This is a genomic window from Parafrankia irregularis (genome assembly GCF_001536285.1).
In the GTDB taxonomy this organism is placed as follows: Bacteria; Actinomycetota; Actinomycetes; order Frankiales; family Frankiaceae; genus Parafrankia; species Parafrankia irregularis.
The window spans coordinates 79,322-105,779 of sequence record NZ_FAOZ01000002.1; the positions used below are offsets into that span (position 1 = coordinate 79,322).

27 protein-coding genes are annotated in these 26,458 nt (G+C 71.0%); 14 read left to right on the forward strand and 13 right to left on the reverse strand.

Translation table 11 applies throughout. The features are described 5' to 3' along the window. Positions 1–201: 201 nt before the first annotated feature. Complete coding sequence (locus AWX74_RS02820) at positions 202–1,059, reverse strand: SDR family NAD(P)-dependent oxidoreductase (RefSeq protein ID WP_091271306.1); 858 nt, start codon at positions 1,057–1,059, stop codon at positions 202–204. Beyond that, positions 1,056–3,827 carry an alpha/beta fold hydrolase gene (locus AWX74_RS42780; protein ID WP_091271307.1) on the reverse strand — a complete coding sequence of 924 codons (2,772 nt, stop codon included), beginning with the start codon at positions 3,825–3,827 and terminating at the stop codon, positions 1,056–1,058. Before AWX74_RS42780 ends, AWX74_RS02820 begins: the two co-directional genes overlap by 4 nt. Before the next feature lie 137 nt (positions 3,828–3,964). On the opposite strand from AWX74_RS42780, the gene AWX74_RS02830 reads away from it, so the two are divergent. Next, a complete protein-coding gene (locus tag AWX74_RS02830) occupies positions 3,965–5,182 on the forward strand; it encodes a PucR family transcriptional regulator (RefSeq protein WP_091271308.1) in 1,218 nt (405 codons plus the stop codon). Positions 5,183–5,411: 229 nt separating this feature from the next. Here the strand turns inward: AWX74_RS02830 and AWX74_RS02835 are convergent, their stop codons facing one another. Next, on the reverse strand, positions 5,412–6,398 hold the full coding sequence (locus AWX74_RS02835; protein WP_091271309.1) for a hypothetical protein: 987 nt from the start codon (positions 6,396–6,398) through the stop codon (positions 5,412–5,414). On the opposite strand from AWX74_RS02835, the gene AWX74_RS02840 reads away from it, so the two are divergent. Then, positions 6,397–6,645 carry a hypothetical protein gene (locus tag AWX74_RS02840; RefSeq protein ID WP_131799390.1) on the forward strand — a complete coding sequence of 83 codons (249 nt, stop codon included), beginning with the start codon at positions 6,397–6,399 and terminating at the stop codon, positions 6,643–6,645. The two genes, AWX74_RS02835 and AWX74_RS02840, sit on opposite strands and share 2 nt — an antisense overlap. Before the next feature lie 31 nt (positions 6,646–6,676). Here AWX74_RS02840 and AWX74_RS02845 read toward each other — a convergent pair whose 3' ends face one another. Further along, the gene (locus AWX74_RS02845) at positions 6,677–7,501 is read right to left on the reverse strand and encodes a 2-phosphosulfolactate phosphatase (RefSeq protein WP_242666046.1); all 825 of its coding nucleotides are present in this window, start codon (positions 7,499–7,501) and stop codon (positions 6,677–6,679) included. Between the two features lie 120 nt (positions 7,502–7,621). Here AWX74_RS02845 and AWX74_RS02850 point away from each other — a divergent pair, with 120 nt between their 5' ends. Both AWX74_RS02850 and AWX74_RS02855 read left to right on the forward strand, forming a co-directional pair. Next, positions 7,622–8,488 carry a hypothetical protein gene (locus AWX74_RS02850; protein ID WP_091271312.1) on the forward strand — a complete coding sequence of 289 codons (867 nt, stop codon included), beginning with the start codon at positions 7,622–7,624 and terminating at the stop codon, positions 8,486–8,488. Then, the gene (locus AWX74_RS02855) at positions 8,485–9,126 is read left to right on the forward strand and encodes an RNA polymerase sigma factor (RefSeq protein WP_091271313.1); all 642 of its coding nucleotides are present in this window, start codon (positions 8,485–8,487) and stop codon (positions 9,124–9,126) included. The genes AWX74_RS02850 and AWX74_RS02855 overlap by 4 nt, the downstream gene beginning before the upstream one ends. Before the next feature lie 46 nt (positions 9,127–9,172). Here AWX74_RS02855 and AWX74_RS02860 read toward each other — a convergent pair whose 3' ends face one another. Further along, on the reverse strand, positions 9,173–10,132 hold the full coding sequence (locus AWX74_RS02860) for an NADP-dependent oxidoreductase (RefSeq protein WP_091271314.1): 960 nt from the start codon (positions 10,130–10,132) through the stop codon (positions 9,173–9,175). A 102-nt stretch (positions 10,133–10,234) separates the two neighbouring features. On the opposite strand from AWX74_RS02860, the gene AWX74_RS02865 reads away from it, so the two are divergent. Beyond that, a complete protein-coding gene (locus AWX74_RS02865; RefSeq protein WP_091272016.1) occupies positions 10,235–10,825 on the forward strand; it encodes a TetR/AcrR family transcriptional regulator in 591 nt (196 codons plus the stop codon). On the opposite strand, the gene AWX74_RS02870 is transcribed toward AWX74_RS02865, so the two are convergent. From AWX74_RS02870 to AWX74_RS02890, 5 genes are all read right to left on the reverse strand, one after another. Next, positions 10,791–12,287, reverse strand: coding sequence for a WD40 repeat domain-containing protein (locus AWX74_RS02870; RefSeq protein ID WP_091271315.1), 1,497 nt, complete (start codon positions 12,285–12,287; stop codon positions 10,791–10,793). The two genes, AWX74_RS02865 and AWX74_RS02870, sit on opposite strands and share 35 nt — an antisense overlap. Continuing rightward, positions 12,278–12,862 (reverse strand): WD40 repeat domain-containing protein, encoded by a 585-nt coding sequence (locus AWX74_RS02875; protein ID WP_131799391.1) that lies wholly within the window; start codon positions 12,860–12,862, stop codon positions 12,278–12,280. Before AWX74_RS02875 ends, AWX74_RS02870 begins: the two co-directional genes overlap by 10 nt. Before the next feature lie 8 nt (positions 12,863–12,870). Beyond that, positions 12,871–14,130 (reverse strand): malic enzyme-like protein, encoded by a 1,260-nt coding sequence (locus AWX74_RS02880; RefSeq protein ID WP_091271317.1) that lies wholly within the window; start codon positions 14,128–14,130, stop codon positions 12,871–12,873. A gap of 150 nt (positions 14,131–14,280) precedes the next feature. After that, complete coding sequence (locus tag AWX74_RS02885; RefSeq protein ID WP_091271318.1) at positions 14,281–15,033, reverse strand: ABC transporter permease; 753 nt, start codon at positions 15,031–15,033, stop codon at positions 14,281–14,283. Further along, positions 15,030–16,001 carry an ABC transporter ATP-binding protein gene (locus AWX74_RS02890; RefSeq protein WP_091271319.1) on the reverse strand — a complete coding sequence of 324 codons (972 nt, stop codon included), beginning with the start codon at positions 15,999–16,001 and terminating at the stop codon, positions 15,030–15,032. Before AWX74_RS02890 ends, AWX74_RS02885 begins: the two co-directional genes overlap by 4 nt. A gap of 110 nt (positions 16,002–16,111) precedes the next feature. Between AWX74_RS02890 and AWX74_RS02895 the strand changes: the two genes are divergently transcribed. The 4 genes from AWX74_RS02895 to AWX74_RS02910 all read left to right on the forward strand — a co-directional run bounded on the left by AWX74_RS02895 (position 16,112) and on the right by AWX74_RS02910 (position 19,499). Beyond that, positions 16,112–17,488 carry a sensor histidine kinase gene (locus AWX74_RS02895; protein ID WP_091271320.1) on the forward strand — a complete coding sequence of 459 codons (1,377 nt, stop codon included), beginning with the start codon at positions 16,112–16,114 and terminating at the stop codon, positions 17,486–17,488. Beyond that, positions 17,481–18,260, forward strand: a complete 780-nt coding sequence (locus tag AWX74_RS02900; protein ID WP_207550246.1) for a class I SAM-dependent methyltransferase — start codon at positions 17,481–17,483, stop codon at positions 18,258–18,260. The genes AWX74_RS02895 and AWX74_RS02900 overlap by 8 nt, the downstream gene beginning before the upstream one ends. Then, positions 18,250–18,921, forward strand: a complete 672-nt coding sequence (locus AWX74_RS02905; protein WP_091271322.1) for a response regulator transcription factor — start codon at positions 18,250–18,252, stop codon at positions 18,919–18,921. Before AWX74_RS02900 ends, AWX74_RS02905 begins: the two co-directional genes overlap by 11 nt. 212 nt (positions 18,922–19,133) lie before the next feature. Beyond that, positions 19,134–19,499 (forward strand): DUF2550 family protein, encoded by a 366-nt coding sequence (locus AWX74_RS02910; protein WP_091272018.1) that lies wholly within the window; start codon positions 19,134–19,136, stop codon positions 19,497–19,499. 28 nt (positions 19,500–19,527) lie between these two features. Here the strand turns inward: AWX74_RS02910 and AWX74_RS02915 are convergent, their stop codons facing one another. Further along, entirely contained in the window at positions 19,528–20,130 is a 603-nt protein-coding gene (locus AWX74_RS02915; protein ID WP_091271323.1) for a TetR/AcrR family transcriptional regulator, read from the reverse strand. Between the two features lie 150 nt (positions 20,131–20,280). On the opposite strand from AWX74_RS02915, the gene AWX74_RS02920 reads away from it, so the two are divergent. Further along, positions 20,281–20,772 carry a cupin domain-containing protein gene (locus tag AWX74_RS02920; RefSeq protein WP_091271324.1) on the forward strand — a complete coding sequence of 164 codons (492 nt, stop codon included), beginning with the start codon at positions 20,281–20,283 and terminating at the stop codon, positions 20,770–20,772. Positions 20,773–20,830: 58 nt separating this feature from the next. On the opposite strand, the gene AWX74_RS02925 is transcribed toward AWX74_RS02920, so the two are convergent. After that, on the reverse strand, positions 20,831–21,478 hold the full coding sequence (locus AWX74_RS02925; protein WP_091271325.1) for a hypothetical protein: 648 nt from the start codon (positions 21,476–21,478) through the stop codon (positions 20,831–20,833). Between the two features lie 113 nt (positions 21,479–21,591). On the opposite strand from AWX74_RS02925, the gene AWX74_RS02930 reads away from it, so the two are divergent. The 4 genes from AWX74_RS02930 (at position 21,592) to AWX74_RS02940 (ending at position 24,964) form a co-directional block, all read left to right on the forward strand. Further along, entirely contained in the window at positions 21,592–22,566 is a 975-nt protein-coding gene (locus AWX74_RS02930; protein ID WP_091271333.1) for a helix-turn-helix transcriptional regulator, read from the forward strand. A gap of 39 nt (positions 22,567–22,605) precedes the next feature. Next, on the forward strand, positions 22,606–22,956 hold the full coding sequence (locus AWX74_RS42785) for an epoxide hydrolase N-terminal domain-containing protein (RefSeq protein WP_226931075.1): 351 nt from the start codon (positions 22,606–22,608) through the stop codon (positions 22,954–22,956). Then, entirely contained in the window at positions 22,838–23,419 is a 582-nt protein-coding gene (locus tag AWX74_RS02935; protein WP_242666076.1) for a TetR/AcrR family transcriptional regulator, read from the forward strand. The genes AWX74_RS42785 and AWX74_RS02935 overlap by 119 nt, the downstream gene beginning before the upstream one ends. 78 nt (positions 23,420–23,497) lie before the next feature. Further along, positions 23,498–24,964, forward strand: a complete 1,467-nt coding sequence (locus tag AWX74_RS02940; RefSeq protein ID WP_226931074.1) for a DHA2 family efflux MFS transporter permease subunit — start codon at positions 23,498–23,500, stop codon at positions 24,962–24,964. A gap of 215 nt (positions 24,965–25,179) precedes the next feature. Here AWX74_RS02940 and AWX74_RS02945 read toward each other — a convergent pair whose 3' ends face one another. Further along, the gene (locus tag AWX74_RS02945) at positions 25,180–26,436 is read right to left on the reverse strand and encodes a vanadium-dependent haloperoxidase (RefSeq protein WP_091271338.1); all 1,257 of its coding nucleotides are present in this window, start codon (positions 26,434–26,436) and stop codon (positions 25,180–25,182) included. Positions 26,437–26,458: the final 22 nt, after the last annotated feature.

The following is a 26,458-nucleotide window of genomic DNA, read 5'->3' on the forward strand; positions in this document are numbered from 1 at the left end:
TAGGGAGGGTCGGCGGTTCCGCGCGGCGGCGGCTGCCTGCGGAAGGCTTCCACTGTCGCCGGAGCAAAAAGTGAGGATTTCGGCTGCGAGGATAGCCAAATCTTCACTTCCTGTGGATCGTCAGGTGATCGTGCACCCCAGTTTGCGCCTGTTGGCGATAGTTGTTGGCGTCGTGCGGCGGCGCGGGATCCCGGCGGGTCGCTAGGGGAGCGCGCGGCGCAGGAGACGGTGCGCCAGCGCCGGGTACTGTCGTGGCAAAAGCCGCACCACGGCATCGGTGATCTTGGCGTCGGTGCCCACGAGGATACGCGGTCGGTTCGCCTCGACGCCCCGCAGAATTGTGGTCGCGGCCTTCTCCGCGGGAAGCCTCAGTAGCTTTTCGTTGTAAAGTCGGGCACGTCGAAGCTGCTCGTCGGTGATCTCCAGGTCTCGGCGCCGCGCCTCCGCGAGCGCGGCGGTGGCAATGTTGGTCTTCACCCCGCCCGGGTGGACGACGGTGACCCGCACCGGATGGTTTCCCTGCAGCATCTCGATGCGCAGGGTCTCGGTAAAGCCCCGTACCCCGAACTTCGAGGTGCAGTAGGGGCCGAGCTCGGGCTGGGCCATGAATCCGTTCAGGCTCGAGATGTTGATGACATGGCCGTCGCCGGAGGCGATCAGATACGGCAGGAACGCCTTGGTGCCGTGCAGCACACCCCACAGGTTCACGGACAGGACGCGCTCGAAGACCGTCCAGTCGGAGTCGAGGATCGTGGTACCGGCGCCGGCGATCCCGGCATTGTTGTAGAGCTGGTGGACGGACCCGAAGCGGGCGTTGACCTCGGTGGCGAAGACCTCCACCGCGGCGCGGTCACTGACGTCGAGGTGGCTGGTGTGCAGGTCGGGCACGTCGGCACCGGCGGCCGCCTTGACCAGGTCGGCGGTCTCGGCGAGGCCGGCGTCGTCGATGTCCGCCAGGGCCAGCCGGGCGCCCCGGCCGGCGAGGCCCAGGGCGAGGGCGCGGCCGATACCCGACGCGGCGCCGGTGACGACGGCGACCCTGCTGTGGAAGGTGGTCAGCGTGCTTCTCCTCCGTGCTGGGCCGCTCCCGACCGGGCGGTTCGGGCTTTGCCGGCCGCCGGGGCCTCGCCGGCCGGGCGGGCTGTGCTGGCGCGGGCTGTGCTGGTGTGGTCGGTGATGAGCTCGACGAGCTGGTCGACGACGCCCGGTGCGAGGTGATGGCGCAGGCCGGTGATCTCGACGTGCCGCGCTCCCGTGATCGCCGCCGCGGTGGCCCGGCCGCCGCTGGGATGAACCATCAGATCGGCGTCGCCATGGATGACCAGGGTCGGAGCGGTGACGGCGGCGAGCGAGGCGGTGCGGTTGCCCGAGGCCTGGATCGCGCCGATCTGCCGGGCGACCCCGGCCCGTCCCCGCGGGCCCGGCCCGCGGTCCCAGGCCCGGGCGGCCCAGTCGGATTCGACGTCCACATCGGGCGGGTAGGTGGCCGACCCGATATGCCCGAGCAGCGCCAGATGGCGGGCCACGGCCTCCTCGCGGTCGCGGGGCGGGCGCCTGGCCATCAGCCGCAGCGTCGACCGGGCCGGCTGTCCGACCTGACGCGCCCCCGTGGTGGAGAAGATCGAGGTGAGGGTGGCGACCCGCTCCCCGTGGCGGGCGGCGAGCGACTGGGCGATCATGCCGCCCATCGACATGCCGACGACATGGGCGCGGGCGACGCCGAGCTGGTCGAGCAGCCCCACCGTGTCCTCGACCATGGCGGCCAGGCTGTAGGCGTCGGGGCGGGGGCGGGCCAGCAGCAGCCGGGCCCGGCCCGGCGGAGGCGGCGATGGTGACGCGGCGGGGAACGTCGTCCGACCGACGTCACGATTGTCGAACCGGATGACTCGCAGGCCACTGGACAGCAGGCCGGCCACCATCGACTCCGGCCAGGACGCCAGGTCGAGGCTGAGCCCGGCGATCAGCAGCACCGGGACCGCGCCACCCGGATCGTTCCGGCCGCTCTGCCCGCTCTGCCCGTTCTGGCCGCTCTGCCCGGACCGGTCGGACTGATCCGGCTCGTCGATCCGATAGCAAAGCCGCATCCCGTTGGGCAGGTCGCAGAACCGCTCGTCCTGCCCAGCGGAGGCCGGTGCCGATGCCGGGGCTGCTGTCAGCGCCGAGGCCGGTGTCAGCGTCTGAGTCGGGGTCGGGGCCTGCCGGGCTCGGGTGAACCGCAGCTCGTCGTCCTCCACCGGCATCCGCCGCAGCAGCCTGACATCACCGAAGTAGTCGAACGACGTCCGCCACGGTGCCCGGTCGCCCTGCCGGGGCAGCTCGTCGATGGAACGCTGGATGTAGCCGGCGCCGAAATCGAGGAACGGCTGGGTGCTCAGTGCTGGGCCGGTGACCGCCGGGCAGGCTGTGTCGTAGCCGTTCGCGTCCATATGGGCCAGCAGGCGGCACAGGTGCTGCGCGAGCAGGCCGACCTTGAGCGTCCAGGAGGAGTTCGTATAGCCGACCAGGTAGGCGAAGTTCGGCACGCCGGAAAGCATGAGGCCCTTGTAGGAGACGGTGGACGGCAGCCGCACCGGCTCCCCGTCGACATCCAGGCTCACGTCGCCGAGCGATTTCAGGTTCAGCCCGGTCGCGGTGACGATGACATCCGCCGCCAGCTCCCGGCCGGATTCCAGCAGCACACCGTCCTCGGTGAACTCGGTGATCCGGTCGGTGACGACCGAGGCCGCACCGCGGCCGATCGTCCGGAAAAGATCGGCACCGGGGGCGATACACAGCCGCTGATCCCACGGGTCATACGGCGGGTTGAAATGCTCGTCGACCGGATAACCGGCGGGCAGCAGCATCCTGGTCAGCCGGCGGAGGATGCGGCGGGCCGCCGTCGGATACCGCCGGCAGAAACGCCAGATCGCCTGCTGGCGAAAAATGTAGAGGGGGCGGATGATCGCGTGCGCGCGTTCCGCGCCGACCGCGCGCCGCAGCCCGATGGACAGCACGTCTTTGCTGGCCATCGGCAGGATGTAGGTGGGCGTCCGCTGCAGCATGGTCACGTGCTTCGCGGTGGCGGCCAGCGCCGGGACCAGCGTCACCGCTGTCGCACCACTGCCGACCACCACGACCCGTTTCCCGGCGCAGTCGAGATCCGCCGGCCAGTGCTGGGGGTGGACGATCTGCCCGCGGAACCGTTCCCGGCCTTCGAACCGCGGGGTGTAGCCCTCGTCGTAGCGGTAGTAGCCGGTCGCCGACAACAGCCAGGAGCAGGTCAGCGTCCGGCGGGTCCCGGACCGGCCGCCTTCACCGTCGCCGCCGAGTGATCCGCCGCCGCTTTCGCCGCCGCTGCCGCTTTCACCGCTGCTGTTGTCGTCGCCGACCTCGACCTCGACGGTCCAGCGCGCGTCGGGGGACGACCAGGAGGCGCCGACGACCTTCGTCCGAAGGTGGATCCTGCTCGCGATGTCGAACTCGGCCGCGGTCTCGTGGAGGTAGGTGAGGATCTCGTCGCCACCGGCGAGTGATCCGTCGCCGCGCCACGGCTTGAACTCGTAGCCGAACGTGTGCAGGTCGGAGTCGGAGCGGATACCCGGGTACCGGAACAGGTCCCAGGTGCCGCCGATCGCCCCGCGTGCCTCCACGATCGCGTAGCTGCGCCGAGGATGGTCCCGCTGCAGGTAGTACGCCGCGCCGATACCGGAGATCCCCGCCCCGACGATGAGGACGTCGACGTGCTCGGGAAGGTTGGCCTGCTCGGGAAGGCCGACTTGCTCGGGGAGGCTGCGCGTGCGCTCGGCAGAGCCGCGGGCGTGCGCGGCGGAGTCGGGGTTCGGCGACATTCGGTGACCTCCCAGCCGGCATCAAGCACCGTATGGGGACTTATGGTGTCGCTGCCGCGCGCGATCCGCCAGGGATGCAGTGCACCATCCTGGATGGAAACTGGTGCAGATTGCACTGCCTGCCGTAGGTTCGGGTCGTGTCCTGGGACCTTCCGCCCAGCCGGATCCGCGAGCTGCTGCGCCGCGGCGCCGAGCTGGTGCTTCATCCCAAGCCGGAGTGGCTCGACGAGCTCGACGCGGCGACCCTCGCCGGGCCGGCCCGCCAGCAGGTCGCCGAGGACCCGGTGCTCGCCGCGGCCATCCGGCGCAGCAACCGCTCGAACCTGCGCTACTGGGCGGCGGCAAACATCCGTGCACCGGGGGAGCGGGTACCCGCCGATCTGGGGGATGTGCCGCTCGCGGTCGCCCGCGACCTGGTCCGCCGCGGCCTGGACGACGCGATGCTCGGCGCCTACCGATCCGGGCAGAGCGTCGCCCTGCGCTACTGGATCGAGATCGTGTTCACCCTCACCTCCGACCCGGAGGAGCTGCAGGTCCTGCTGGACGTCTCCTGCCGCTCGATCGCCACCTACATCGAGGACACCGTCGACGCGATCGCCGCCCAGATGGACCGGGAACGTGCCGACCTCACCCACGGCACCCACGCCGAGCGCCGCGAGGCCGTCACCCTGCTGCTGGACGGGGCGCCGCTGTCCCCGCAGCGTGCGCAGCAGCGGCTGGGCTATCGCCTCGAAGGCGCGCACTGGGCGGCCGTCATCTGGAGCGACGACCCCGACATCGACCTCGCCGACCTCGACCGGGCCGCCGACCTGCTCGCCGTGGCCGCCGGCGACCCCCGGCCACTGACCGTGCTCGCCAGCGCCGCGACCCGCTGGGTCTGGGTCCACGGCGAGCCGGACCTCGCCCGGCTGCACGCCACCGCCGCCGAGATCCCGGCCGCCCGCATCGCGATCGGCCGCCGCCGGGTCGACCTCGACGGGTTCCGGCGCAGCCATCATGACGCCCTCACCGTGCAGCGGATGCTGGCCCGGCTGGGCGCCCCGCGCCAGATCGCCACCTACGCCGATGTGGAGCTCGTCGCGCTGCTCACCGCCGACCGCGAACGCGCCGACCAGTTCGTCGCCGGCGCCCTCGGGGATCTCGCCACCGCCCCGCCCGAGCTTCGCGAGGCGGTACGCACCTTCGTCGCCGCCGGCTGCAACGCCACCGCCGCCGCGGCCCGGCTCTACACCCACCGCAACACCCTGCTGCGCCGACTCGCCCGCGCCGAGCGTCTGCTACCGGTGCCGCTCGCCGACAACCTCATCCCGGTCGCCGCCGCACTGGAGATCCAGCACTGGCACACCGGCACCTGACCGCCGCGGAATCCGAATGTGAGGCCGCCGCTGTCGCTGTCGAGCAAAGGTTGAGGATTTTAGTCGTACTGACAACCAAAATCCTCAAATCTTGCGGATTGCCGAGCGCCTCCGGGCCCTTTTTATCGCTTTTGATTGATTTGCAGGGGCTGTGCGACGGCGCGTGATCCCCAGTGGGTGGTCCCCGATCGTGGGTGAGTTCTGGCCAGACGCGGCACGTCCCGCGAACTCAGGGCAGCAGGTCCGCGCAGCCGGACTCCTCCGGCAGCAGCGGGCGGAACCTGATCCGCCACTGCCTGCCGTCGGACGTCCACAGGGCGGTGCTCACCGCGGTGCTGGCCGCCGCCAGCACCGCCCGCGCCTGGTCGCCGCGGACCGTGGCGCAGGTTATCCGGGTGAGCGAACCGAACGGCTCACCCGGAAGCGGCGGCCCGGGCCAGGCCGGCCCGCTCGCGGTGGTGACGGCCATGGGGCCGGCTGGCGCAGACTCGGCGGACACAGGGCCGGCGGACACAGGGCCGATGGGCGCAGATTCGGCGGGCACAGGTTCGACGAGCGCGGCCACGGCGGCCGGGACGTACGGCCCGGCATCGCTGACCGCACGGGGGCCGAGCGTGGCTGGTAGATCGATCAGCGCGTCCAGCAGCCGCTGGAGATCCTTCCGCGCGGATCGCTGCCTCGCCGTCAGTCCGCTGCCACCGATCACGTGCGAGTACTCGGACAGCGCGTACACCGACGTCGTCCGGACACCATCCGAGGTGCGGACGGTGAACAGGGTCGACGACGAGTCGGTGATCCGCGGCTGGCCGAAGTCCCGGTGGCCACCGGCACCGGCCGCGACGGCGCGTTCGACGAGCCCGCGGACGTCCGCGGCCGAGATGCGCCGAAGCTGGACTGCGGGCAGCGCCGGCCCCGGCTCCACGGCGGACGCCGGATCCTGGCTGATCACCCGGCCGTCCTCGTAGACCACCACCTTCGGTAGCCGGACGGCCTGCGTGTCCGGGGCGACCATGCCGCCCAGCACATCCACCCGGATGGCCACGGTTCCGGGGTTGTGACCCGGGACGGTGGTGTCAGTGATGTCGGAGGTGTGGGTCGGACGGTCGGGCTGTCCGGTGCCGTCGGTTCCAGCGCACGCCGTGGCTGCGGCAGCCACGGCAGCCAGGGAAATGGCGGCCGCCACCAGCCCGGCGCCGCGGTGCGTCCTCGTCGTCATGGGTCTTTCGACGGAACGGCACGCGGTCTGGTTCGCGTCTTCCGCCGGGAACCTGCTGGCGATCGTGGAGAAGTCAAACGCCGCCACACTCGAACATCACCAGCTGTCACCGGACAGATGCCGCCTCCGGTCGGTCGGGAAGTGCCCCTTACCCGGTGGCGGCGGAGACCTGCCACGACTGCTCGACGCGGCGCCGCGCGAGGCCCGTGACGTCATCCGTGCGCTGGTACGCACGGACCTCGGCTGACCGGCCGAATCCCAGCCGGCCTCAGCCGACCTCAGCTGCCTGCGGCGCTGCGCTCGTAGGCGCCGTCGCGCAGGATGGGCACCACGTCGTCGGCGTCGGCATGTGCCGCGCACAGCACGTCGTCATCCCAGCCTCGGGCCCGCAGTTCCTGGCCGGAGGCCGAGGCCATCAGCTCGCCGGGCAGATCCGCCGCCGCGGCGCGGAACGCCGCCATCGCCGCCCGTGCCTCGGGTGACACCGCGGACGTCGGTAGTCCCCCCGCGTCAACGGTGCGCGCAATGATGCCGCCGGCGCCGAGCAGGTCCTCCACCGCCGGCCGCAACGGACCCAGGTGCGGGGTGCCGGACGGATCCGGCCAACGTTCCCCGGCGGCGATGACCGCCACGGCCTGCCCCGCGCCGATCCGTTTGGCGAGCCACCCGCCGACCGCAGCCGCGTTGCGTAGACAGCCGGCGATCACGGCGGCGGCACCCAGCTCCTGGGCCCGCGCCGACAGCGTCGCCCCGTTCGGCGACGTCAGCACCAGCCGCGTACCGGCCGGGATGGCGGTCAGCCTCGCCGGCGACAGCGACCACCGGCTGGACGGATCATCCCGGCTACCTGCCAGCGCCGCGCCATGCTCCACGGCGAACCCACGCGCGGACGCATCGCGCCAGCGATAAGGCCACACCCGGGCACCGCGCGCGACGGCGACCGACACCGCTGTGCTGAACCTAAGGACGTCGACGACGACAAGGACACATCCAGCCCGGGCAAGCACCGCGAGATCCTCGCCGCCCCACCCGAACCTGAGCGGGTACTCGCGCTGGTTGGTGAAGACATCCGCCCCGGCCACTGCGCCGGCATGCACAACCACGCTGCGATGGTGACATCCCCGGATCGGGCCATGCCGCTGAGGGCGGCGGTGTCACACCGGCAGATGTGCCGGACATGTTCTGGTCGGCCGACCACGTCGACAGCGGAGGTTGATCAGGAGATGAGGCGACGGAGAACCGATCGTCCCGAAGGCGGTGAACTGATCCAGCGGGTGCGCTCCGCGGACCCGCTCGCGCCCGACCTCACCAGCAGCGAGGACGTCGCCCGCCTCGTCGACGAGCTTGCATGTGCGGTGGTGCGGACGGGGCCTGCCGAGCCCGCTGTGCCTGCCGCCGGATCCGTGCACCGCACTGCGACCGCGCAGGCTTTGGGCTACAGCCTGACCCGGGCACCGGGAGCCGACGAGAAACCGATCACCGCGGGGCGGATTGACGCCGGTCGGACTGAGGCCGGTCGGATCGGTGCGAGAGGGCGGCGTGTGGTGGTCGCCGCGCTGGTGGCCGTGGCCCTGCTGGGAACGGCGGCGTTCACCTTCGGCAACGACCTCATTGCACGAACCGGAATGTTCGGCTCGCCGGGGATGACGGAAAACGACACGAGCGAGTGGCTCAACACCGGTGCCTCGGACTTCCGGGAGGTCATGGAATCGCTGCAACCGAACGACATCCCGTTGCCGGCTGGCCGTAGTTGGCAGCCCGTCATCGACAACAGTGTCGCGAACGGCCAGCGGGAAGGCGCGTTGATGCAGGTCACCGGGGTCCGGGCGGCCTTCGCGTTCTACGCGGAATGTGTCTGGGACTACGAATGGCTCGTCGCCCGCCAGGCGGGTGACAGCGGCCGGGTCGACCGCGCGGTCGAGGTGATGGGCGGTATGGCGTCCTGGCCGATTGTCATCGCGACCGACGGAGGTGGCGTTCGGGACTGGCTTCGCAATATGGCCGACGCGGCGGCGCGTGGCGACGAGGGTCCGGTGCGGCAGAACCTGGCGGCGAACTGCGACGCCGACTGGATCGGTGCCACCCCGTGACCGGTGAGAGCCTGACCCGCGCCGCGTTCCCGGCGACGTCGTCGTTCCTCGCGACGTCGCCGTCTGTCCGAACCACATCCGCGACGGATCCGGAGATGTCCGCACCAGGCCCGGCAGCCTCGGTGGAGGAGCGGTTCACCGGTCTGGTCAATGTGGTCGGTCCGCGGGTGCTGGCGTTTCTCGCCCGCCGTGTCGATCCGCCCGCGGACGCCGCCGACCTGCTCGCCGACGTCCTGATGACCGCCTGGCGCCGGGTCGGCGACCTCCCGTCCGACGACGACGCGGCGGCTGCCTGGCTGTTCGGCGTGGCCCGCCACACGCTCGCCAACCACCGCCGCTCCCAGACCCGCCGGGCCGCACTCGCCGACCGCCTGCGAGACCATCTCGCCACGGTCGTCCCGACGCGAGAGGCGCTGACCGGCGCTGCGATGGCTGACGACGTGATGACCGACGAGGCCGTCGAAATCCGGGCCGGGCTGGCGCGGCTCAGCGAGGCCGACAGGCTGGTTCTCACCCTCTCCTGCTGGGACGGCCTGACCGCGGACGAGATCGCCGGCGTTCTGCGGATCACCCCGGCGGCCGTCCGGCAACGCCTGCGCCGCGCCCGCACGCGCCTGCGCCGCCTGTTGGACGCCTGACGCCTGACTTCTGGCGTCTGGCGTCTGGCGTCTGAGGCGTCAGGCGTTACTCGGCCACCGCCAGGACGATCTTCCCCTGGATGTGGCCCTGCTCGGCCCGCTCGTGTGCCCGCCAGGCTTCGGCGAGCGGGAAGACGCTGTCGATACCGGCCCGCACGGCACCGGATTCGAGGAGTGCGGCGATCTCAGCCAGCTGGTCACCGGCGGAGCGGACCTGGCCGCTGCGAATCAGGACGCCGCGCCGGGCCAGCTCCTCCTCGCCGAAGTCGCCGTAGAACACCGGGCTGAGCACGCCACCGTCCCTGATCGCAGGGGTGAGGCGGTGGGCGTTCGGCCCTCCGACGGTGTCGAACAGGACGTCGACATCCTTCACGACGTCCGTGGCCTGGGTTGTCGTGTAGTCGATGTACTCGTCGACACCCAGCCCACGCAGGAACTCCTCGTGCCGCGTCGACGCGACGGCGATCACCCGGGCGCCGAGAACGCGCAGGAACTGGACGAGGAGGTGCCCGACGCCCCCGGCGGCGCCGTTGACCAGCACGGTGCTCCCGGGGGTCACACGAGCATGGTCCCGGATGAACTGCCAGGCCGTGAGGCCCGCCATCGGGACAGCCGCGGCCTCGATGTGACTGACTCCGGCCGGCTTGCGCGCGAGCTCCGTGGCCGGTGCGGTCGTGTACTCGGCGTAGCCTTTCGACGCGCCTATCTCGGTGGGGAAGCGAAGCAGCCCGAAGACCTCGTCCCCCACCGCCCAGGCGGTGACGCCGGGCCCGGTGGCCGTGACGACGCCGGACACGTCCGTCCCTGGCGTGAACGGGAAAGGGACGACTGGTCGGAGTTCCGCGGGGATCGAGGCGAGCCCGGACCGCGCGTACCAGTCCGGCGGGTTCACCCCGGCGGCGTGCACCCGCACGAGGACCTCACCCGGGCCGGGCTCTGGACGGCCGACGTCGGCGAGCTGGAGCTCGCGGGGCGGGCCGGGGCGGTGCACGAGGATGGTTTTCATGCGAGGTCGTCTCCTGATCGTCAGACGAAGGTCACCACATTCCGGAGCGGCGCTCCGGATGCTAGACGGAGCACTGCTCCGATTTCAACCTCGGTGGACGGCGTGAGCGCTGGACCGGACTCGCCCGGTCACCGCGACCGGCGCGCGGATGCCCGTCGCAACTACGACCACATCCTCGCCACCGCGGCGGTCGTGCTGGCGGAGCAGGGCGTGCAGGCGTCCCTACGCGACGTCGCCCGCCGCGCCGACGTCGGTCTGGGCACCCTCTATCGGCATTTCCCGACCCGCGAGGCGCTCCTGGAGACGCTGCTGCGCCAGGGTTTCGAACGGCTCGTCGAGCTCGCCGGCAGCCTGCGCGCGACCCACCCACCCGAACAGGCCCTCACCAGATGGCTCCACGAGCTCGCCGCCGGCGCCAGCGTCTACCGCGGTCTACCGGCCTCGCTGGTCGCGACCCTGCAGGACCCGACATCGGCGCTTTTCGCGTCCTGCTCCGCGCTGCAGAACGCGGGCGCCGGCCTGGTCGAGAACGCCCAGCAGGCCGGCGCCGTCCGGGCTGACATCACCGGCCCGGACGTCTTCGCGCTCGTGGGAGCGGTCGCGTCGATGGCCGAACACTCCGCCTTCCGGGGCCGCACCGCCCTTCTGCTCGACGTCGTCATCGACGGGCTGAAGAGACCGGCGGGTGGCTAGCCGCGGCCGAGTGATCACCGGGGGCGCCGCCTCGGACCTGCCGCAGACCGCGCCGGTCCCAGACCCGGATCGTGTGGTCCTCGCTGACGCTGACGATCTCGGTGCCGTCCGGGGTGATGGCCACACCCGCGACCCCGCGGGTGTGGCCGGTGAGGCAGGCCAGTTGTCGGCCACTGGCGCGGTCCCAGATCCGGATCGTCCCGTCGCCGCCCAGCCCTCGCGCCGCCGCGCCGCCGGCGCCGCCGCAGCTGACGATCTCCGATCCGTCCGGGCTTACCGCCACCGCCCGCACATCGCCGACATGGCCGGTGAGACGGGCCTGTTCACGGCTACGGATCAGGTCCCACAGCCGCACCGTCCCGTCGCCGCCACCGCTGACCGCCTGACGGCCGTCCGGAGTGACGGCCACCGCGGACGCCCAGTGTCGGTGCCGCCCAAGCTGACGCTGCCGGTCGCCGTCGAGGCCCGCCACCCAGATGGTTCCGTCCAGATCGCCGCAGACGATCCGCTGGCCGTCCGGGGTCACGGCCAGCGCGGTCACCGCCATCTCCCGGCCCGGAAACAGCCGCTCCCAGAGCGCTCGTCGACGTCTACGACGGGTGTGTTCTCGAGCGACCTGCCGATCCCTGCCGGCATCCCGGTCCTGCTCACGGTCCCGCTCCCAGAGCCGGACCGTGCCGTCGCCGTGGCCGGTCACGATCCGTCGGCCATCGGGAGTGACGGCGACTGCCCACACCGGGACGCCGTCGCTGGTCAGGCACCCGAGGCGGCGGCCGCCGGCGAGATCCCAGATCCGCAGCGCCCCGGAGGGGTCGCCGCTGGCGGCCCACCGGCCGTCCGGCGCCACGGCCAGCGCCGACATCCGGTCAGGTCCGACGAAAGGCGCCTGTGATGTCGCTGGTGTCTCCCCCGGACGGATATGGGCCTGCTCCTCGCCGGTCTCCCGTTCCCAGATCCGCAGCATGCCGTCGCCACCGCCGGTCACGACCCGTCTGCCATCCGGCGTTGACGCGACCGTCGACACCTCACCGGTGTGGCCGGTCAGGGCCGCCCGCTCCGTGCCGTCGGCGAGGTCCCACAGCCGCACCACCCCGTCCGCGCCCCCGCTGACGACCTGCCGGCCGTCCGGGGTGAGGGCCACGGCCTGGACCGCGCCATGGTGGCCGCTCAGGCAGGCCTGCTCCCGGCTGCCGGCGAGGTCCCAGACCCGGACCAGCCCGTCGTAGCCGCCGCTGACGCCCTGCCTGCCGTCCGCCGCGAGCACCAACGACGTCATCGCCGTCAGCCCCGGCGCCCGGCCGGAACCCTCCGCGTTCTCCGCGTTCTCCGTGCCCTCAGTGCTCTCCGCGTGCCCGGCGGGATACAGGCAGGCCTGTTCGCGGGCGGTGGCCAGGTCCCAGACCCGCACCGTTCCGTCGGCGCATCCGCCGACCGCCTGGGTGCCATCCGGTGTCAGCGCCAACCTGGCCGGTAACCCGAAGGCATGTTCAGCGACCTGATGACCGGTGGCGAGGTCGTGTATTCGGAGCAACCAGGCGTCGACGATCTGGGAGATGACGACATGCGTTCCGTCGGGGGTGAGCGCAAGCCCAGCACGTTCGCGACGTCGATGGTCGCCACCGGCTGGCCGCCGTCCAGGTCCAGCACGTGGATCGGCCCGCGCCACCCGGCGCTGACCACCCGCCGCCCGTCGGGGGTGACCACCACCGCCGTCACGTCGTCGTGCCCCGCCGATCCGTCCGCGGGATCTTCCAGCCAATGGGTGAAACTGGCGCGTTGCCGGCCCGTGTCCAGGTCCCAGATCCGTACCGCGCCGCCGTCGTCGCCGCTGACGACCTGCTGTCCGTCCGGCGTCACCGCCAGTGCCATCACACGGGACGCGCCGGTGGTGAGGCGGAGCCGTTCCCGGCCGGTCGACCGGTCCCAGATCCGCACCGTGCCGTCGTCCGCGCCCCCGCTGACGACCGAACGCCCGTCGGGTGTCACCGCCACCGCGGACACCGCGCCGGCATGCCCCCAGAACGGCGCCACCGTCACCGCCACTGTCAGGTAGCGGTATCGGAATCGGTGTCGGTGAGTGCTGGCAGGGCGGCGTCGGCGACGGCGGGGGCGAGCTGGGGGTGGTCCGGCCGCGGGAGCAGCGCGCCGAAGGGGGCCTGGGCGGCGATGGCGTGGACCGCGGCGACCCGGGCGGCCATGTTGATCGGGCAGTGGGCGGTGACCGCGGCGCGCAGCAGTCCGGGCAGCGCGTGCAGGGGCCGCGGCCCGTCGGTCGCCTGCGGGAGCAGGGGCGGTGATTCGGGACGGACCCGCAGCAGCGTGGGGCCTTTCGGCGGCGCAGCCAGGCCGATCAGGTCGACGAGGAGATCGAGACGGCCCGCGAGCTCGTGCAGCAGCGTCACCCCGTAGGCGACCGGGTCGTACAGCAGCAGGTCGTGGATCCCGGCGGCCAGCAGGAGACCGGCGAGATCCCCGCCGCGCTGCGGATCGACGACTGCCACCCGGGCGTGGCGGGGGTCGACACCCCGGCGCCGCAGATGGTTCAGAGCGGCCGCCACGGCCGCCACGGCGAGACCGTCGTTGATCGCGTCCAGCAGCACCGGGTGCGATGCGGGTTGCGGTGCGGGCGCGGCCCGCAGCGTGGCGCGGACGGCGTCGATGTGCCGGACGTGCGTGTGGACCAGCACCGACGCACCGAACCCCGGCGCCATCATGCGGATCATCGCGGCGAGTTCGCCCGGGCCACAGGCCGACAGCGGAATCGGCACCACGTCCAGACCGGTCTCCCGGTGCAGGTGGGCTGCCTGCGACTCGACGGCTGGCAGCGCCGCCTCCGCTGGCAACGACTCGAAGTCCAGCACCGCGCTGGCGTCACTGAGCAGCGCGACTCGGCGGGCCCGGCCGCTGAACCTGTCGACCTGCCCCGGATGGGCGACCAGATGACGGATCACCCGGCGGTCCGCGTCGGCATCCAGCAACGCCAGGTCCCGCCCGGTCGCGGTCGACGCCCGCAGCTGCTGGCCCAGCTTCCCCGTCGAGGCGACCGTGAACACCGGGTCCTCGGTCCGGAGCAGGTCAGCGCCCAGCGTTTCCCGGAGGGCCTCCACCAGCCAGGACAGTGTCGGCCCGCTGTCGGCGTCCACGATGATCCGCCGGCAGCCGTCCGGGCCGGGCTCGTCCGCCTGGATGACCGCCATGCCCGGGTTTCGGGAGAGAACCGCATCCACCGCCGGCCGCGCCTGCGTGGACACGTACACCGCGACACCGAACGCCGCACTGACGGCGGCCGACCCGTGGGGCGTCATGGCGCCACCTGTGTCAGGATCCGTCGGGCCGCATCCCCCACCTGGCCGTCCGGCATCCTTACAGGATCTACGAAGTTGCCGGGGTCAGCAAGCAGCCGGCGCGCCAGAGCGCTCCGGCGCCCCATCCGGCGGGCAGGGGCGCCGCGCGCGTCAGGCGTCGCGGCGGTGTAGCGCCCGCCAGCCACCGAAGACCGCGATCGCGACCCAGGCGCTCATGATCGGCAGGCCCAGCCATGGGCTGTAGAGGACATCAGGGTCCGCCCGCGAGGTCAGGATCGCGTACAGCCCGGCCCGGTCCGGCAGGAACTGGGTGACCTTCCGCAGGCCGGGGACCTCCATGCTCAACGGGGACAGCAGGAAGAGGAACGGCAGGAGCAGGCCCAGCGTCGCCGCCAGGGAACGGGTCATCGCGGCCAGACCCATGCACAGCAGAGTCAGCAGCGGAAAGTAGAGGATCAGACAGATCACGGCGCGCACCGTGCCGGGATCGCCGAGGGAAACGCCGTGCTCGCCGAGCAGCCCCTGGGTCAGGAAGAACGTCAGCGGCGCGGCCGGGAGGGCGACTGTCAGCGCCAGGCCGGCGTTGGCCGTCAGCTTGCCCAGGTAGAAGCGGGTTCGGTGGGGAACGGCCGTAAGCGAGGTGGTGATGGTGCCCTTCTCGTATTCGCCGCCGAGGGACAGCATCGCGAAGACAGCCAACGAGATCTGGGCGAAGTTCAGGCCCCAGAAACCAATCGCCAGCGGGTCGTAGTCCGCTGCGGCAGCCTCGGCATCGCCGTAAGCCCCGCACGCGAACGCACCGAACCCCATGAGCATCACAACGGACAGCGCCAGGGACGAGACGAGTGACCGTACGGACCAGATCTTGGTCCATTCCGAGTACAGCACCGGCTGCAGGGTCATTCCGGCGCACCCTTCCGCCCGGAATCGGTGGTGAACTCGGCGGTGAAGTCGGTGGAAACCGCGGTCAACCGCAGGAACGCCTCCTCCAGGGAGTCGCTGCGCAGCGCGAGCTCCTGGAGCGGCACCCTTTCGCGTGCGGCGACCACGCCGATGCGGTCCGGCTGGGCGTCGGCCACCTCCCACGCCCCGCCCTTCGCCGGTGCCGGGGTGAGACCCTCGGCGATGAGCGCCCTGCCCAGCCGTTCCGGCCTGGTCGTGCGCAGGCGGACCCGACCGCGGCCATACCGGGCGCCGAAATCGGTCATGCTGACGTCCGCCAGGAGCCGGCCCCTGCCGATGACGACGAGATGATCGGCGGTCACCGCCATCTCGTTCATGAGATGGCTGGAGACCAGGACAACCCGGCCGCCCTCGGCAAGCTCCCTCAGCAGGCCCCGGACCCCCTGGATGCCCTCGGGGTCGAGGCCGTTGAGGGGCTCGTCCAGGATGAGCACCCGAGGCTCGCCGAGCAGCGCGGCCGCGAGCCCGAGCCGCTGACGCATTCCCAGCGAGAACTCGCCGAGCCGGCGTCTGGCCGCACCGGCCAGGCCCACCCGGTCGAGCATCACGTCCACCCGCCGGTCCGGGATCCTGTTGCTCCTGGCCAGAACCAGCAGCTGGTCACGAGCCCGCCGCCCCGGGTGTACCGCGGACGGATCGAGGAGTGCGCCGACCTCCCGCAATGGTTCCCGAATCTGTGAATAGGGCCGGCCGCCGATGAGCACCTCGCCGCCGGTCGGCCGGTCGAGACCGATCATCATGCGCATGGTCGTCGACTTGCCAGCCCCGTTCGGGCCGAGGAAGCCGGTGACGCGACCCGGTTCGACCCGAAAGGTGAGCTGTTCCACGGCAACGGTTGAGCCATAGCGTTTGCTGAGATCCCGGACGTCGATGCTCACCCGGGTCGGTCGGTCCTCCTTGGTCGCCATGGTTGTAGTAAGCGTCCTGGCAGGCTGCGAGCGGATCCCCCTGCGGTCCGAATGTCGACTCCCTCTCGCGGGGGAGGCGCTCCAGGGGCGGCCGTGGGCATCATGGAGCAATGCCGATCTTCGTCTCCGCCGTGTTGCGGCCCGCGGTCTTCACGCGCTGGCTGCACCTGGCCATGGGCGGGGTCTTCGCCGGCATGTGCGTCATGGTGGTCCCGGGCTTCGACGAGTCGCTGCCGCGCACCCTGGTCTCCTGCCTGATCTCCCCGCTGCCGGTGCTGGCGGTGGCTGCACTCGTGCCGGCGACCAGGCATGCCGAGGGTGTCCAGGCACGATGGTTGCTGAGGCCGGCGGAAAGCGGCGCGATCAGCCTCTCCCCGTCACGCGCCCGGTCTGACCGGCTGCGGACCGGGCTCTGGTTGTTCATCCGGGTCTGGCTCGGTGTCGCCGTTCTCGCGCTGACGGTCAACTCGGTCCTGCTCGCCGGCCGGCTCGCGCTCGCCCCTTTTCGGCCGGAGCCGCTGCAGGCCACCGGAATCCGGGTGCTTTCCGCGGACGGCCGTCTGTTGGGCCCGTTCCTGGTGCCGCCCCTGATCCTCGCTCTGCTGGGGGTGATCGCCGCGGTCGGTGTGTTTCAGGCTCGAGCGGCCCGCGCTCTGCTCGGCCCGTCTGCGGCGGAGCGGCTGGCCGAGGTCGAGTACCGGGCCGAGCAGCTCCTGGAGCGCAACCGACTCGCCGCGGAGCTGCACGACTCCATCGGCCACGCCCTCACCCTGACCATCCTGCAGGCCGGTGCGGCGAGGGGGCTTGCGGCGACCGATCCCGAGTTCGTCCACCGTGCCCTGACGGTGATCGAGGATGCCGGGCGGCGCGCCCTGGGCGATCTCGAGCGGACGCTGGCAGTGCTGCGTGACGCGGACGACGGGCCGCGAGCCCGTCCCACGCTCGCCGAGCTCGACACCCTGCTGGACAACGCGCGCACCGCCGGAACTCCGATCCTGGCTGCCATCAGTCCGCGGATCGACGGTGTCCCCGGGGTCGTGTCGCGGGAGGCCTACCGGATCCTGCAGGAGGCGGTGACCAACGTGCTGCGGCATGCGCCGGGTGGCCCGGTGACGATCGACGTCGTTGTCGACGACGTCTGTCTGGAGCTGCGTGTCGTCAGTCTGCTGCCCGCCAGGTCCGCCGGTCCACCGAGGCAGGGCGGCAAAGGCCTGCGAGGCGCGAGGGAACGTGCCATTCTCCTCGGCGGCGATTTCAGCGCGAAACCCCAGAACGACAACTGGATCCTCGAAGCCAGGCTGCCTCTCGTCCTGGGATCCGACGTTCAGGCCGTTCCCGGTGATGGGGCGTCTCCGAGCGGCTCGCGCGGCAGCGGCGCGGGCCGTGCCCCACCAATCGACGTTGACCTATTAGGCTGCGTCGGTGGATCGAGCAGCCGATGTGCCCGAGTATCCTGCCCAGTCCGAGGATTCGGCCCGGGTGAATGACTACGACAGCTTTGCGCAGGCGTACTCGGCGGAGACCGAGAACAGTCTCGTGAACGCGTTCTATGAGCGCCCCGCCATGTTGGACCTGGCCGGAGATGTGGCCGGCCGTCGGATCCTGGACGCGGGCTGCGGCACCGGGCCCCTGTCTGCCGCGCTGCGCGATCGCGGTGCGGTCGTCACCGGCATCGATGCCAGCGCCGAAATGCTGGCGTTGGCCAGGCGACGTCTGGGGAGCGACATGGCCCTGCAGCTGGTCGACCTGCGCGACCGCCTGCCGTTCACCGACGGCGCGTTCGACGACGTGGTCGCGTCACTGGTGCTGCACTATCTGGAGGAATGGGGGCCGACACTGGCCGAGCTGCGGCGAGTCCTCAGGCCCGGCGGCCGGCTGATCGCGTCGGTGGACCATCCTTTCGTGGCCTTTATGATCAGCAAACCTCGGCCTGACTACTTCGCGACCACCAGTTATGACTTCAGCTGGACGCTCAACGGGCAGTCCGTCCCGATGCGGTTCTGGCGCAAGCCGCTGCATGCGATGACCGATGCCTTCACCGCCGCCGGCTTCCGTCTTTCGAGCATCAGCGAGCCGCAGCCCGACCCGGCCGCACGTGAGCTGTTCCCCGACGGCTTCCGTGATCTTTCGACCAGAACCACCTTCCTGTTCTTCGTCCTCGAGGTACCGCCGTCGCCGGCCACGGGCCCGGTCGGCGAATCAGCCGTTGATCACGAGCGGCGTCAGAATCCACCGGCGAGTACCGAAAATGCCCAGTAGCCGCACCCAGGTCTCAGCGCTCCTCGTGGACGACGAGGAGCTGGTGCGGGTGGGCCTGCGGGCCATCCTGGAGTCGTGTGGCGAGATCGTCGTCGTAGGGGAGGCCCCGGACGGCTCGCAGGTCGTGCCACTGATCCGGGAGAGGAATCCGGACGTCGTCATCATGGACGTCCGCATGCCGAAGGTCGACGGGCTGGCCGCCATTCGGGAAATCCTCAGAGAAGTCGCCGAGCCTCCGAAGATCCTGGTGCTGACCACCTTCGAGCTGGACGACTACGTCTACGAGGCGCTCCGTGGTGGGGCCAGCGGGTTCCTGCTCAAAAGAGCCCGGCCGGAAGAGATCATCCAGGCCGTCCGAACGATTGCCCGCAGCGACATCCTGCTGTTTCCCGAGGCAATCCGACACATGGCGGGCAGCCGGCGGAACCGGGCGGCCCAGGAGACGATGCGACGGGCCGCGCTCACCGATCGGGAGTCCGAAGTGCTTCGACTGATCAGTGAGGGACTGTCCAACAACGAGATCGCCAGCCGGTTGTACCTCGGCGCCCAGACCGTCAAAACCCACGTGAGCAGCGTGCTCGCCAAGCTCGGCGCTCGTGACCGCACCCAGGCGGTCATCATCGCCTACGAATCCGGCTTCGTGGGCTCGGGCAAGCCCTGAGAGCCCAGCGCCGGTGACGCGATCGTCCGGGGCGCCGTAAGCGCTGATACAGCGCAGGCGTCGTCCGCCCTCTCCGGACCACGGCTCGATGGGCCATCATTTCACTCGTGTCCCGCACACGACGATCACCTGGCAGCCGGACCGCCCTCGACGTTCTTCGTGGACTGTTGAGACCGTCCGACCCGGATGCCGTCAGCCGGGTCACGGCCGAGATGGACGCAGGCCGGCTCGTCGAAAATCCCGTGGCTGTCACGTGTTTTCTGCGCGGCACCGCGGATGCCATGCCACCTCGTTGGTCTTTCGGGGTTCTGATCCTCGACGGGAGAACGTTGACGTGGCGGTCCTTCTACTACTGGCGCCGTAACCGGGTGACACGTCTGCCGCCCCGGCTCGATGTTGAGCAGGTACGCGAGGTCCGGGGCGCGGAGAGTTTCAAGATCCAGGCTGATCTGTTCAGGATCGTCGTCTGCCAGTCGACGTCAGGACGACTGGAACTCGGGATACCGACACCGGATGTTCCGCTCGTGCGGCGCGCGATTCAACGTGATCAGGGAGAACCTTTTCCCGTCTCGGGCTGAGCTGACCGACACCGGATCGGCTGGGGGATCACGGGCGGGGGCGGTGCGCCCGAAGGAAGTCGTCAACAAGATCATGAACGTAGGTGGTGGTGAAGGTCTGCCCGGCGAGGAGCCGCCGGTAGATCAGCGGTCCGGCCAGTTGGTCGACCGCCCGGGACGGGTCGAGCCGTGCGTCGAGCTCACCCCGCGCGATCCCGGAGCGGACAATTTCCCCGAGGACGCGCGAGCCCTCCTGGTACAGGAACTCCTTGAGCTCGCCATAGGCCGGATGGGTCGGCGCGCGTTCGATCATCGTCCGCATCGTCCGTTCCAGCGGCGGTCGGTGGAGCTGGCCGCGCAGCACCTCCAGCTCACTGGTCAGGTCGTCGCGCAGGACGCCGGTGGGAACGGTGTGATCGATCTCCATCTGCTCGCGGAGCACGTCGCGCAGGAGTGCGATGGTGTCCGGCCAGTGCCGGTAGAGAGTGGTTCGCCCGACCCCGCTTCGGGTGGCGACCGCGACGTGGGTGACGGCCTCCCATCCGTCTTCGAGCAGGATCGCGCGCGCTGCGGCGAGGGCGGCGGCGCGGCTGCGCAGCACGCGCGGATCAACCGTCCCGCCGTCCGGCGAGTGCGCAGGCTCGCTGGCCACGTGGCGTGACCCCCTTCGGGTTCTGGGGCGACCCCGCCCATGGTTCGACTGCGTCGGCACTTGCCCGCCGGTGAACTTCGGGGCAAGCTGTTCCATATCTTCGGAACAACTTGTCCCAGATCTTCTTTCCGCCCCTGGAGGCGACCAGCGATGCCTGACGATCGCTTCATCATGCTCGGCGACGCCCAGACCCGGCCGGGCCGCGTTCCCCTGCCGCCTGCCTTCGCGGTCAAGGCGCGCACCGAGGACACCGCAGGGAGCTTCTCCCTCCTTGAGGTGTCCGTGGCGGCCGACATCCCCCGGCATGTTCATCTGCACGCGGACGAGTGCATCTACGTGTTGGAAGGTGTGCTGGGCGTCGACTTCGAGGACCGGACCTACACGGCGTCGGCGGGCATGTTCACGCTGCTGCCGCGGGGCGTTCCCCACGCGCTGCGCCGCATCTCGACGCCACCCCCTCGGGTGCTGCAGATCTCCTCGCCCGGTGGCTGGGAGCGCTACCTGGAGGACCTTTTCGAGGCCGGCCCGACCGTCCTCACCGATGGGGTGCTCGATCCGGCGAAGATCAACCCGATCGCCGCCCGGCACGGCATTCGCTACGAGGAGCGGCCCTGGTGCGCCACCCCCGATACGGACGGGTGACGCTCGGACGCCTCGGACGCCTCGGACGCCTCGGACGCCGAAGGCGGAGCGGCCCAGCTCAGGACTTGTCCTGGATCTCCCAGACGTGGTCGAGGGCGTGCCAGGCGAATCGGCGGGCGGCGTAGGCCGGTGGCCAGCCGCCGCCGGTGAGCGGCACGCCGTCGGCGGGGGTGCCCAGCACCTCGAGGATCTCGGCACGCAGGGCGGTCAGCGCGGCCCGGTCGTCGGCCGGGAACCGCCGATGCCGGATGCCGATCTTCCGTGCGTAGGCGCGCTCGTTGTCGATGACGTGGGCGACGATCTCGTCGCGGTCACGCCCGCCGCCGCGGGGCCCCTTGCGCAGCGTTCGCGGGGCCGACCGGGCGAGGTCGTCGAGGGTGCGCCAGGCGGTCTGTAGTACCGCGACGGCGCGCTGCGCCGCCGCGACGCCGTAGGGGCCGCTGTCCGCTGCGACGGGAACGCCGGGTGCGCCCCAGTCGGTGGTGTTGACACCGGTCACCGTGTCGACGATGTCGATCGGGCCGGGTGCGAAGGTCAGCTCCGCGCCGGTGGTGATCAGACGGTACCGGTCGGTGTACGCGGTCAGCGCGGCCACGGCGCGGTCCTCGGTGGTGCCGATGCGCGCCCAGCCGGGCCAGTCCAGCGCGCAGGCGACGATCTTCGTCCGGCCCTTTTCCAGGTAGATGCGTGTCGTCTCTCGTGTCATCTCTCGGTTGCCCTCGATCTCGAGAAGGTGGCCCGGTCGGCGGGCCGGTACCAGCCACCCTGGAGACTCCTGAGGACGGATTCGGTCCTCAGCCCGAAGGGAGCTGCACGCGGATGCTGGAAACGTCGGCCCGGCTGTTACGGCTGCTGTCCCTGCTGCAGTCCCGCCGCGACTGGCCCGGCGCCGAGCTCGCCGAGCGCCTCGCTGTCACCACCCGCACGGTGCGCCGCGACGTCGACCGGTTGCGCGACCTCGGCTACCCCGTCGAGTCCGCCACCGGCACCCGCGGCGGGTACCGGCTCGGCGCGGGCGCCGCCCTGCCCCCGCTGCTGCTCGACGACGACGAGGCCGTCGCCGTGGCCGTCGGCCTGCGCGCCGCCACCGGGACGGTCACCGGGCTCGAGGAGACGTCGCTGCGTGCGCTCGCCAAGCTCGAACAGGTCCTGCCGTCCCGGCTGCGCCATCGGGTCGACGCGATGCGGTCGGCCATCCTGCCGCTGACCGGCCCCGGCCCGACCGTGGACCCCGATCTGCTCCTTGCGCTGGCCGCCGCCTGCCGGGCCCACGAAGGCGTCCGATTCGGATATCAGCAGCGCACCCGCCGCGTCGAGCCGTACCGCCTCGTGCACACCGGCCGACGCTGGTACCTGCTCGCCTTCGACCTCGACCGCGACGACTGGCGTACCTTCCGCGTCGACCGCATGGACCCGGCACCACCGCAGCCCGGGCCACGCTTCACGCCCCGGCCCGAGCCCGCCGAGGGAGCGCATGCCTATGTCGCGAACGCCCTCACCGCCGCTCCGTACCGGTATCAGGCGACGATCCTGTTTCACGCGCCGCTTCAGGTCGTCGCCGAGCACACCTCGCCCACCTCGGGCCGGCTCGAGCCCCGCGACGCCGACAGCTGCCTGTTCCACGCGGGCGGCGACTCCCTCGACAAGATCGCCCTTTACGTCGCGCTGAAGGGCATCGACTTCCAGGTCCTCGAACCGCCCGAACTCAGGGACCACATCCGCGCGCTCGCCCGCCGGCTCGGCCACGCCGCCTCAGCCACGGAGCTGGCCGCTGCCGCCAACGCGGAAATCTGAGGACGGGGACTGTCCGCGAGGATCTCCAGCGTTCCGGGTATGAGCGAAACGATCAACCGGTTCCGGATCGACATCCCCCAGGCGGACCTCGACGACCTGCACCGCCGACTGGCAGCCGTGCGCTGGCCCGGCGAGCTGCCCGGCGTCGACTGGTCCCGGGGGGTGCCCCTGGACGTGGCTCGTCCGCTTGACGAAGTAGTGATTGGCCACTACCTTCGCTCTTGTGGCAGCGACAGGGACAAGGCTGACGGCGGAGGAACGCCGTGTGTCGGTGCTCGCCGCGGCGGTGTCGGAGTTCGCGCGGGGCGGGCTGGAAGGCACGTCGACCGAGTCGATCGCCTCGGCGGCCGGCATCTCCCAGCCCTACCTGTTCCGGCTGTTCGGCTCTAAGAAGGGCCTGTTCCTGGCGGCCGTGAAGGAGACCTTCGCCCGAACGGTCGCGGCCTTCGAGGCCGCGGCGGGGGAGCGGTCCGGCCAGGAGGCCATGGCCGCTATGGCTGTGGCCTACAACGACCTGCTGGCCGAACCCAGCTACCTGCTGATGCAGATGCAGGCGTACGCCGCGTGCGGCGATCCGGACATCAGGGCTGTGACGCGGCGGGGGTTCCGGGATCTCTGGTACGCGGTCGAGCGTCTCAGCGGCCTGGATGTCGACGTCGTGCGTGCCTTCTTCGCCATGGGGATGCTCTGCAACGTCTCGGCGGCCATGGATCTGCCCGCCCTCGACGAGCGCTGGGCGCAGATCATCTGCACGGATGGCGTGGGCGTCGGGGTGAGCAAGAAGGTGCTGGCCGAAGGCTTCACAGGCCCGGTCTCCGAGTCCGCCGACGCCGATGTGGCCGGCATCGACTGAGCAGCAACACGAGTCATCCGCGGCATTTTTTTGACCGCGTAAGGAAGTGGTCAGTCACTACCTTGGAGGGAAGGCCTGATGGCCACCGAACGGAACCGCCTCACCTGGACCTTCGTCGTCACCTGCATCGCCGCCTTCATGACCTCCCTGGACAACCTGGTGGTCACGATGGCGCTCCCGTCGATCCGCGAGCACCTCCACGCCAGCCTGGCCGAGCTGGAATGGACCGTTAACGCCTACACCCTCAGCTTCGCCGTCCTCCTGCTGCCCGCGGCGGCGCTGGGGGACAGGCTCGGCCGGCGCCGGGTCTTCGCTGCCGGTTTGGCGATCTTCACGGTGGCCAGTGCCGCCGCCGCGCTGGCGCCGGGCGTCAGCACGCTCATCGCCGCCCGAGCGGTGCAGGGCGTCGGTGGGGCGATCGTGCTGCCGCTGTCGATGACCCTGCTGTCGGCCGCGGTCCCGGCGGAGCGCCGCGGCGCCGCACTGGGCATCTGGGGCGCGGTCTCCGGTCTGGCCATCGCACTCGGGCCGCTGGTCGGCGGGGCCATCACGCAGGGGGCGGCCTGGCAGTGGATCTTCTGGGTGAACGTCCCGCTGGGCCTCGCTGTGATCCCCCTGGCTTTCACCCGCCTCACCGAGAGCCGTGAGCCGTCCAGCCGGCTGGACGTCACGGGAACCGTCCTGGTCAGCCTGGGCCTGTTCGGGGTGGTCCTCGGTGTGGTCCGTGGGCAGGACCACGGCTGGACGAGCGCCGGGGTGCTCAGTGCACTGATCGCCGGCGTGGTCGGACTGGTCGCGTTCGTTGCCTGGGAGCTGCGGTCCGAGCGGCGCGGCGGCGCGCCGATGCTGCCGGTGAGCCTGTTCCGCCGCCGCGGGTTCGCCGCGGTCAACGCGGTCGCGGTGCTGTTCTCCTTCGGGATGTTCGGCTCGATCTTCCTGATCTCCCAGTACCTGCAGAACGTCATGGGCTACTCACCGCTGGGCGCAGGTCTGCGCACCCTGCCCTGGACGGTGATGCCGCTGATCGTCGCGCCGATCGCCGGCCCGCTGTCCGACCGGATCGGCGGGCGCCCGCTGATGGTCACCGGCCTGGCCATGATGACCGGCGGGCTGCTGTGGCTGCGCGCCGATCTGGCCCCCGACACGTCGTTCCTGACCCTTGTCCCCGCCTTCATCGTCTCCGGCGTCGGCATGGCCCTGTTCTTCGTCCCGGTCGCGAACGTGGTCATGGGGTCGGTTCCGACCGAGTTCGAGGGTGTGGCCTCCGGGGTCAACAACGCTTTCCGTGAGGTCGGCGGCGTCTTCGGTATCGCGGTCCTCGCCTCGGTGTTCGCCGCGGCCGGTGGCTACGCCAGCGCCGCCGACTTCACCGACGGCATCCGCGTCGCCCTGGTCGTCGGCGCGGTCGCGACCGGCGTCGGAACGCTCGGCTCCCTGCTCGTCCCCCGCCACCGGACGTCCCCCGCCGACGAGCTCACCGACCGGACCGACATCCGCACCGACGCACCGGCCCGCAGCCTCGGCTACGAGCCCGCCGGTACCTGACGGCTCCGCCGCCTTCCCGCAGGGGCGGATCCGGTCAGATTGCGAATCCCCGCCACGCCCACGCCCACGCCAATAGTCGGGACGCCGGCCGCCCACGCTGCGGAATATCACCCGCAGCCCGGGCGGCCGGCCCCTGACTTTCAGTGATCCTTCTCCGTATCACCGTCCACGGTCAGGGAAACCGCAGGTCCGGGTCGATGACGGAAAAGGATCCGTTACAGCCGGGGGCGGAAATAGTTTCTGACCGCGTAGGCGGTGGTCTTCGCACCGATCTTCGCACCCTCGATGTCAGCCGTCCGGGTGTGGATTCCACCCCAGATACGGGCCTCGATCACCTCGGCGATGGCCTGCGAGAAGCTCCGGAAATACCGGGTGGTGCCCGAGGCCTCGCTGTAGGCGCTGAAGGTCACGTCGTCCCGGCCGAAGAAGTACGCCAACGCCGACATGCTCGCCGCCGTGAAGCAGGTGTGCCCCGAGGTGAAATCGGGGTGCGGCGGCGTCACGAGCAGCGGCATCCAGTTCGGGTCGGCCGCGGTGGCCGGGTTGCCGTCGGTGTCCGCGAGCTGGATCGCGGTCACCGGCCGCCAGAACATCCAGGCCGCCTTCTCGTTGTAGCAGGCGGTGGTCGCGTCGGCCTCGGAGATGTCCACCATGGCGAACATCCGCGCCGTCTGCAGGACATTCAGGTGCTGGCCGGTGGCCAGCTGCCGCTTGATCTCCCACTCGCCCAGGTGACGGTCATGCCACCAGATCGCGGCCTGCGTCTGGTCGAGGGTGCGGGTGGTGCTGTTGACCGCGCCGATCTCCTTGACCTCGTTGAAGTCGCGGGCGTACTGGGCGGAGGTCAGCGCGGGCGGGCCCGCGGTGCGGAACATCGACGTACTCGGCAGGAGGAACGGCTTGAGCTTCGCCACCCACGCCGTGTCGGAGGCGTAGGTGGGCGGGGTCGGCCGCCACTGGCCGGGCTCGGTTCCCACCGGCCAGGCCGGGTCACCGAACGCCCCGTCATCCTGGCGCGCCCGGATCATCGCGTCGGCGGTCTGGCCGCCCACCGAGACCCCGCCGCGCTTCGCGGCGGTACTGCCCGGGACGGTCGCCATCCACTCGTCGTACTGTGCCTGCAGACGCGCCTGCTGAGCGGGGAAAAGCGAGCTGAGAACCTGGAAGGCCGCGGTGCCGACCGCCGCGTCCACCGATTCGCGGCCGTTGGTGCGCGGGGCGCTGAGATAGGGCTGGTAAGGGCGCCCGGAGATGGCGTTCACCGCGTCGTAGATCGCCCCGTGCACCATCGCGAAGCTGCGCGCCTGCACCTGCGGCTGCTGGCCGGCGACATCCCAGATCGCGGTCTGCGCGTTACGGTCCCAGACGATGACGGCATTTGGCGAGGTGTTCGCGACCGTGCCCGGTGCGGGCGAGGCACCGGCCACGGCCGGCACGCCGGCGGCAAGAAAAACGGCGACGACCGTGCACATTAGTTTTCGGCGAAACCGACCC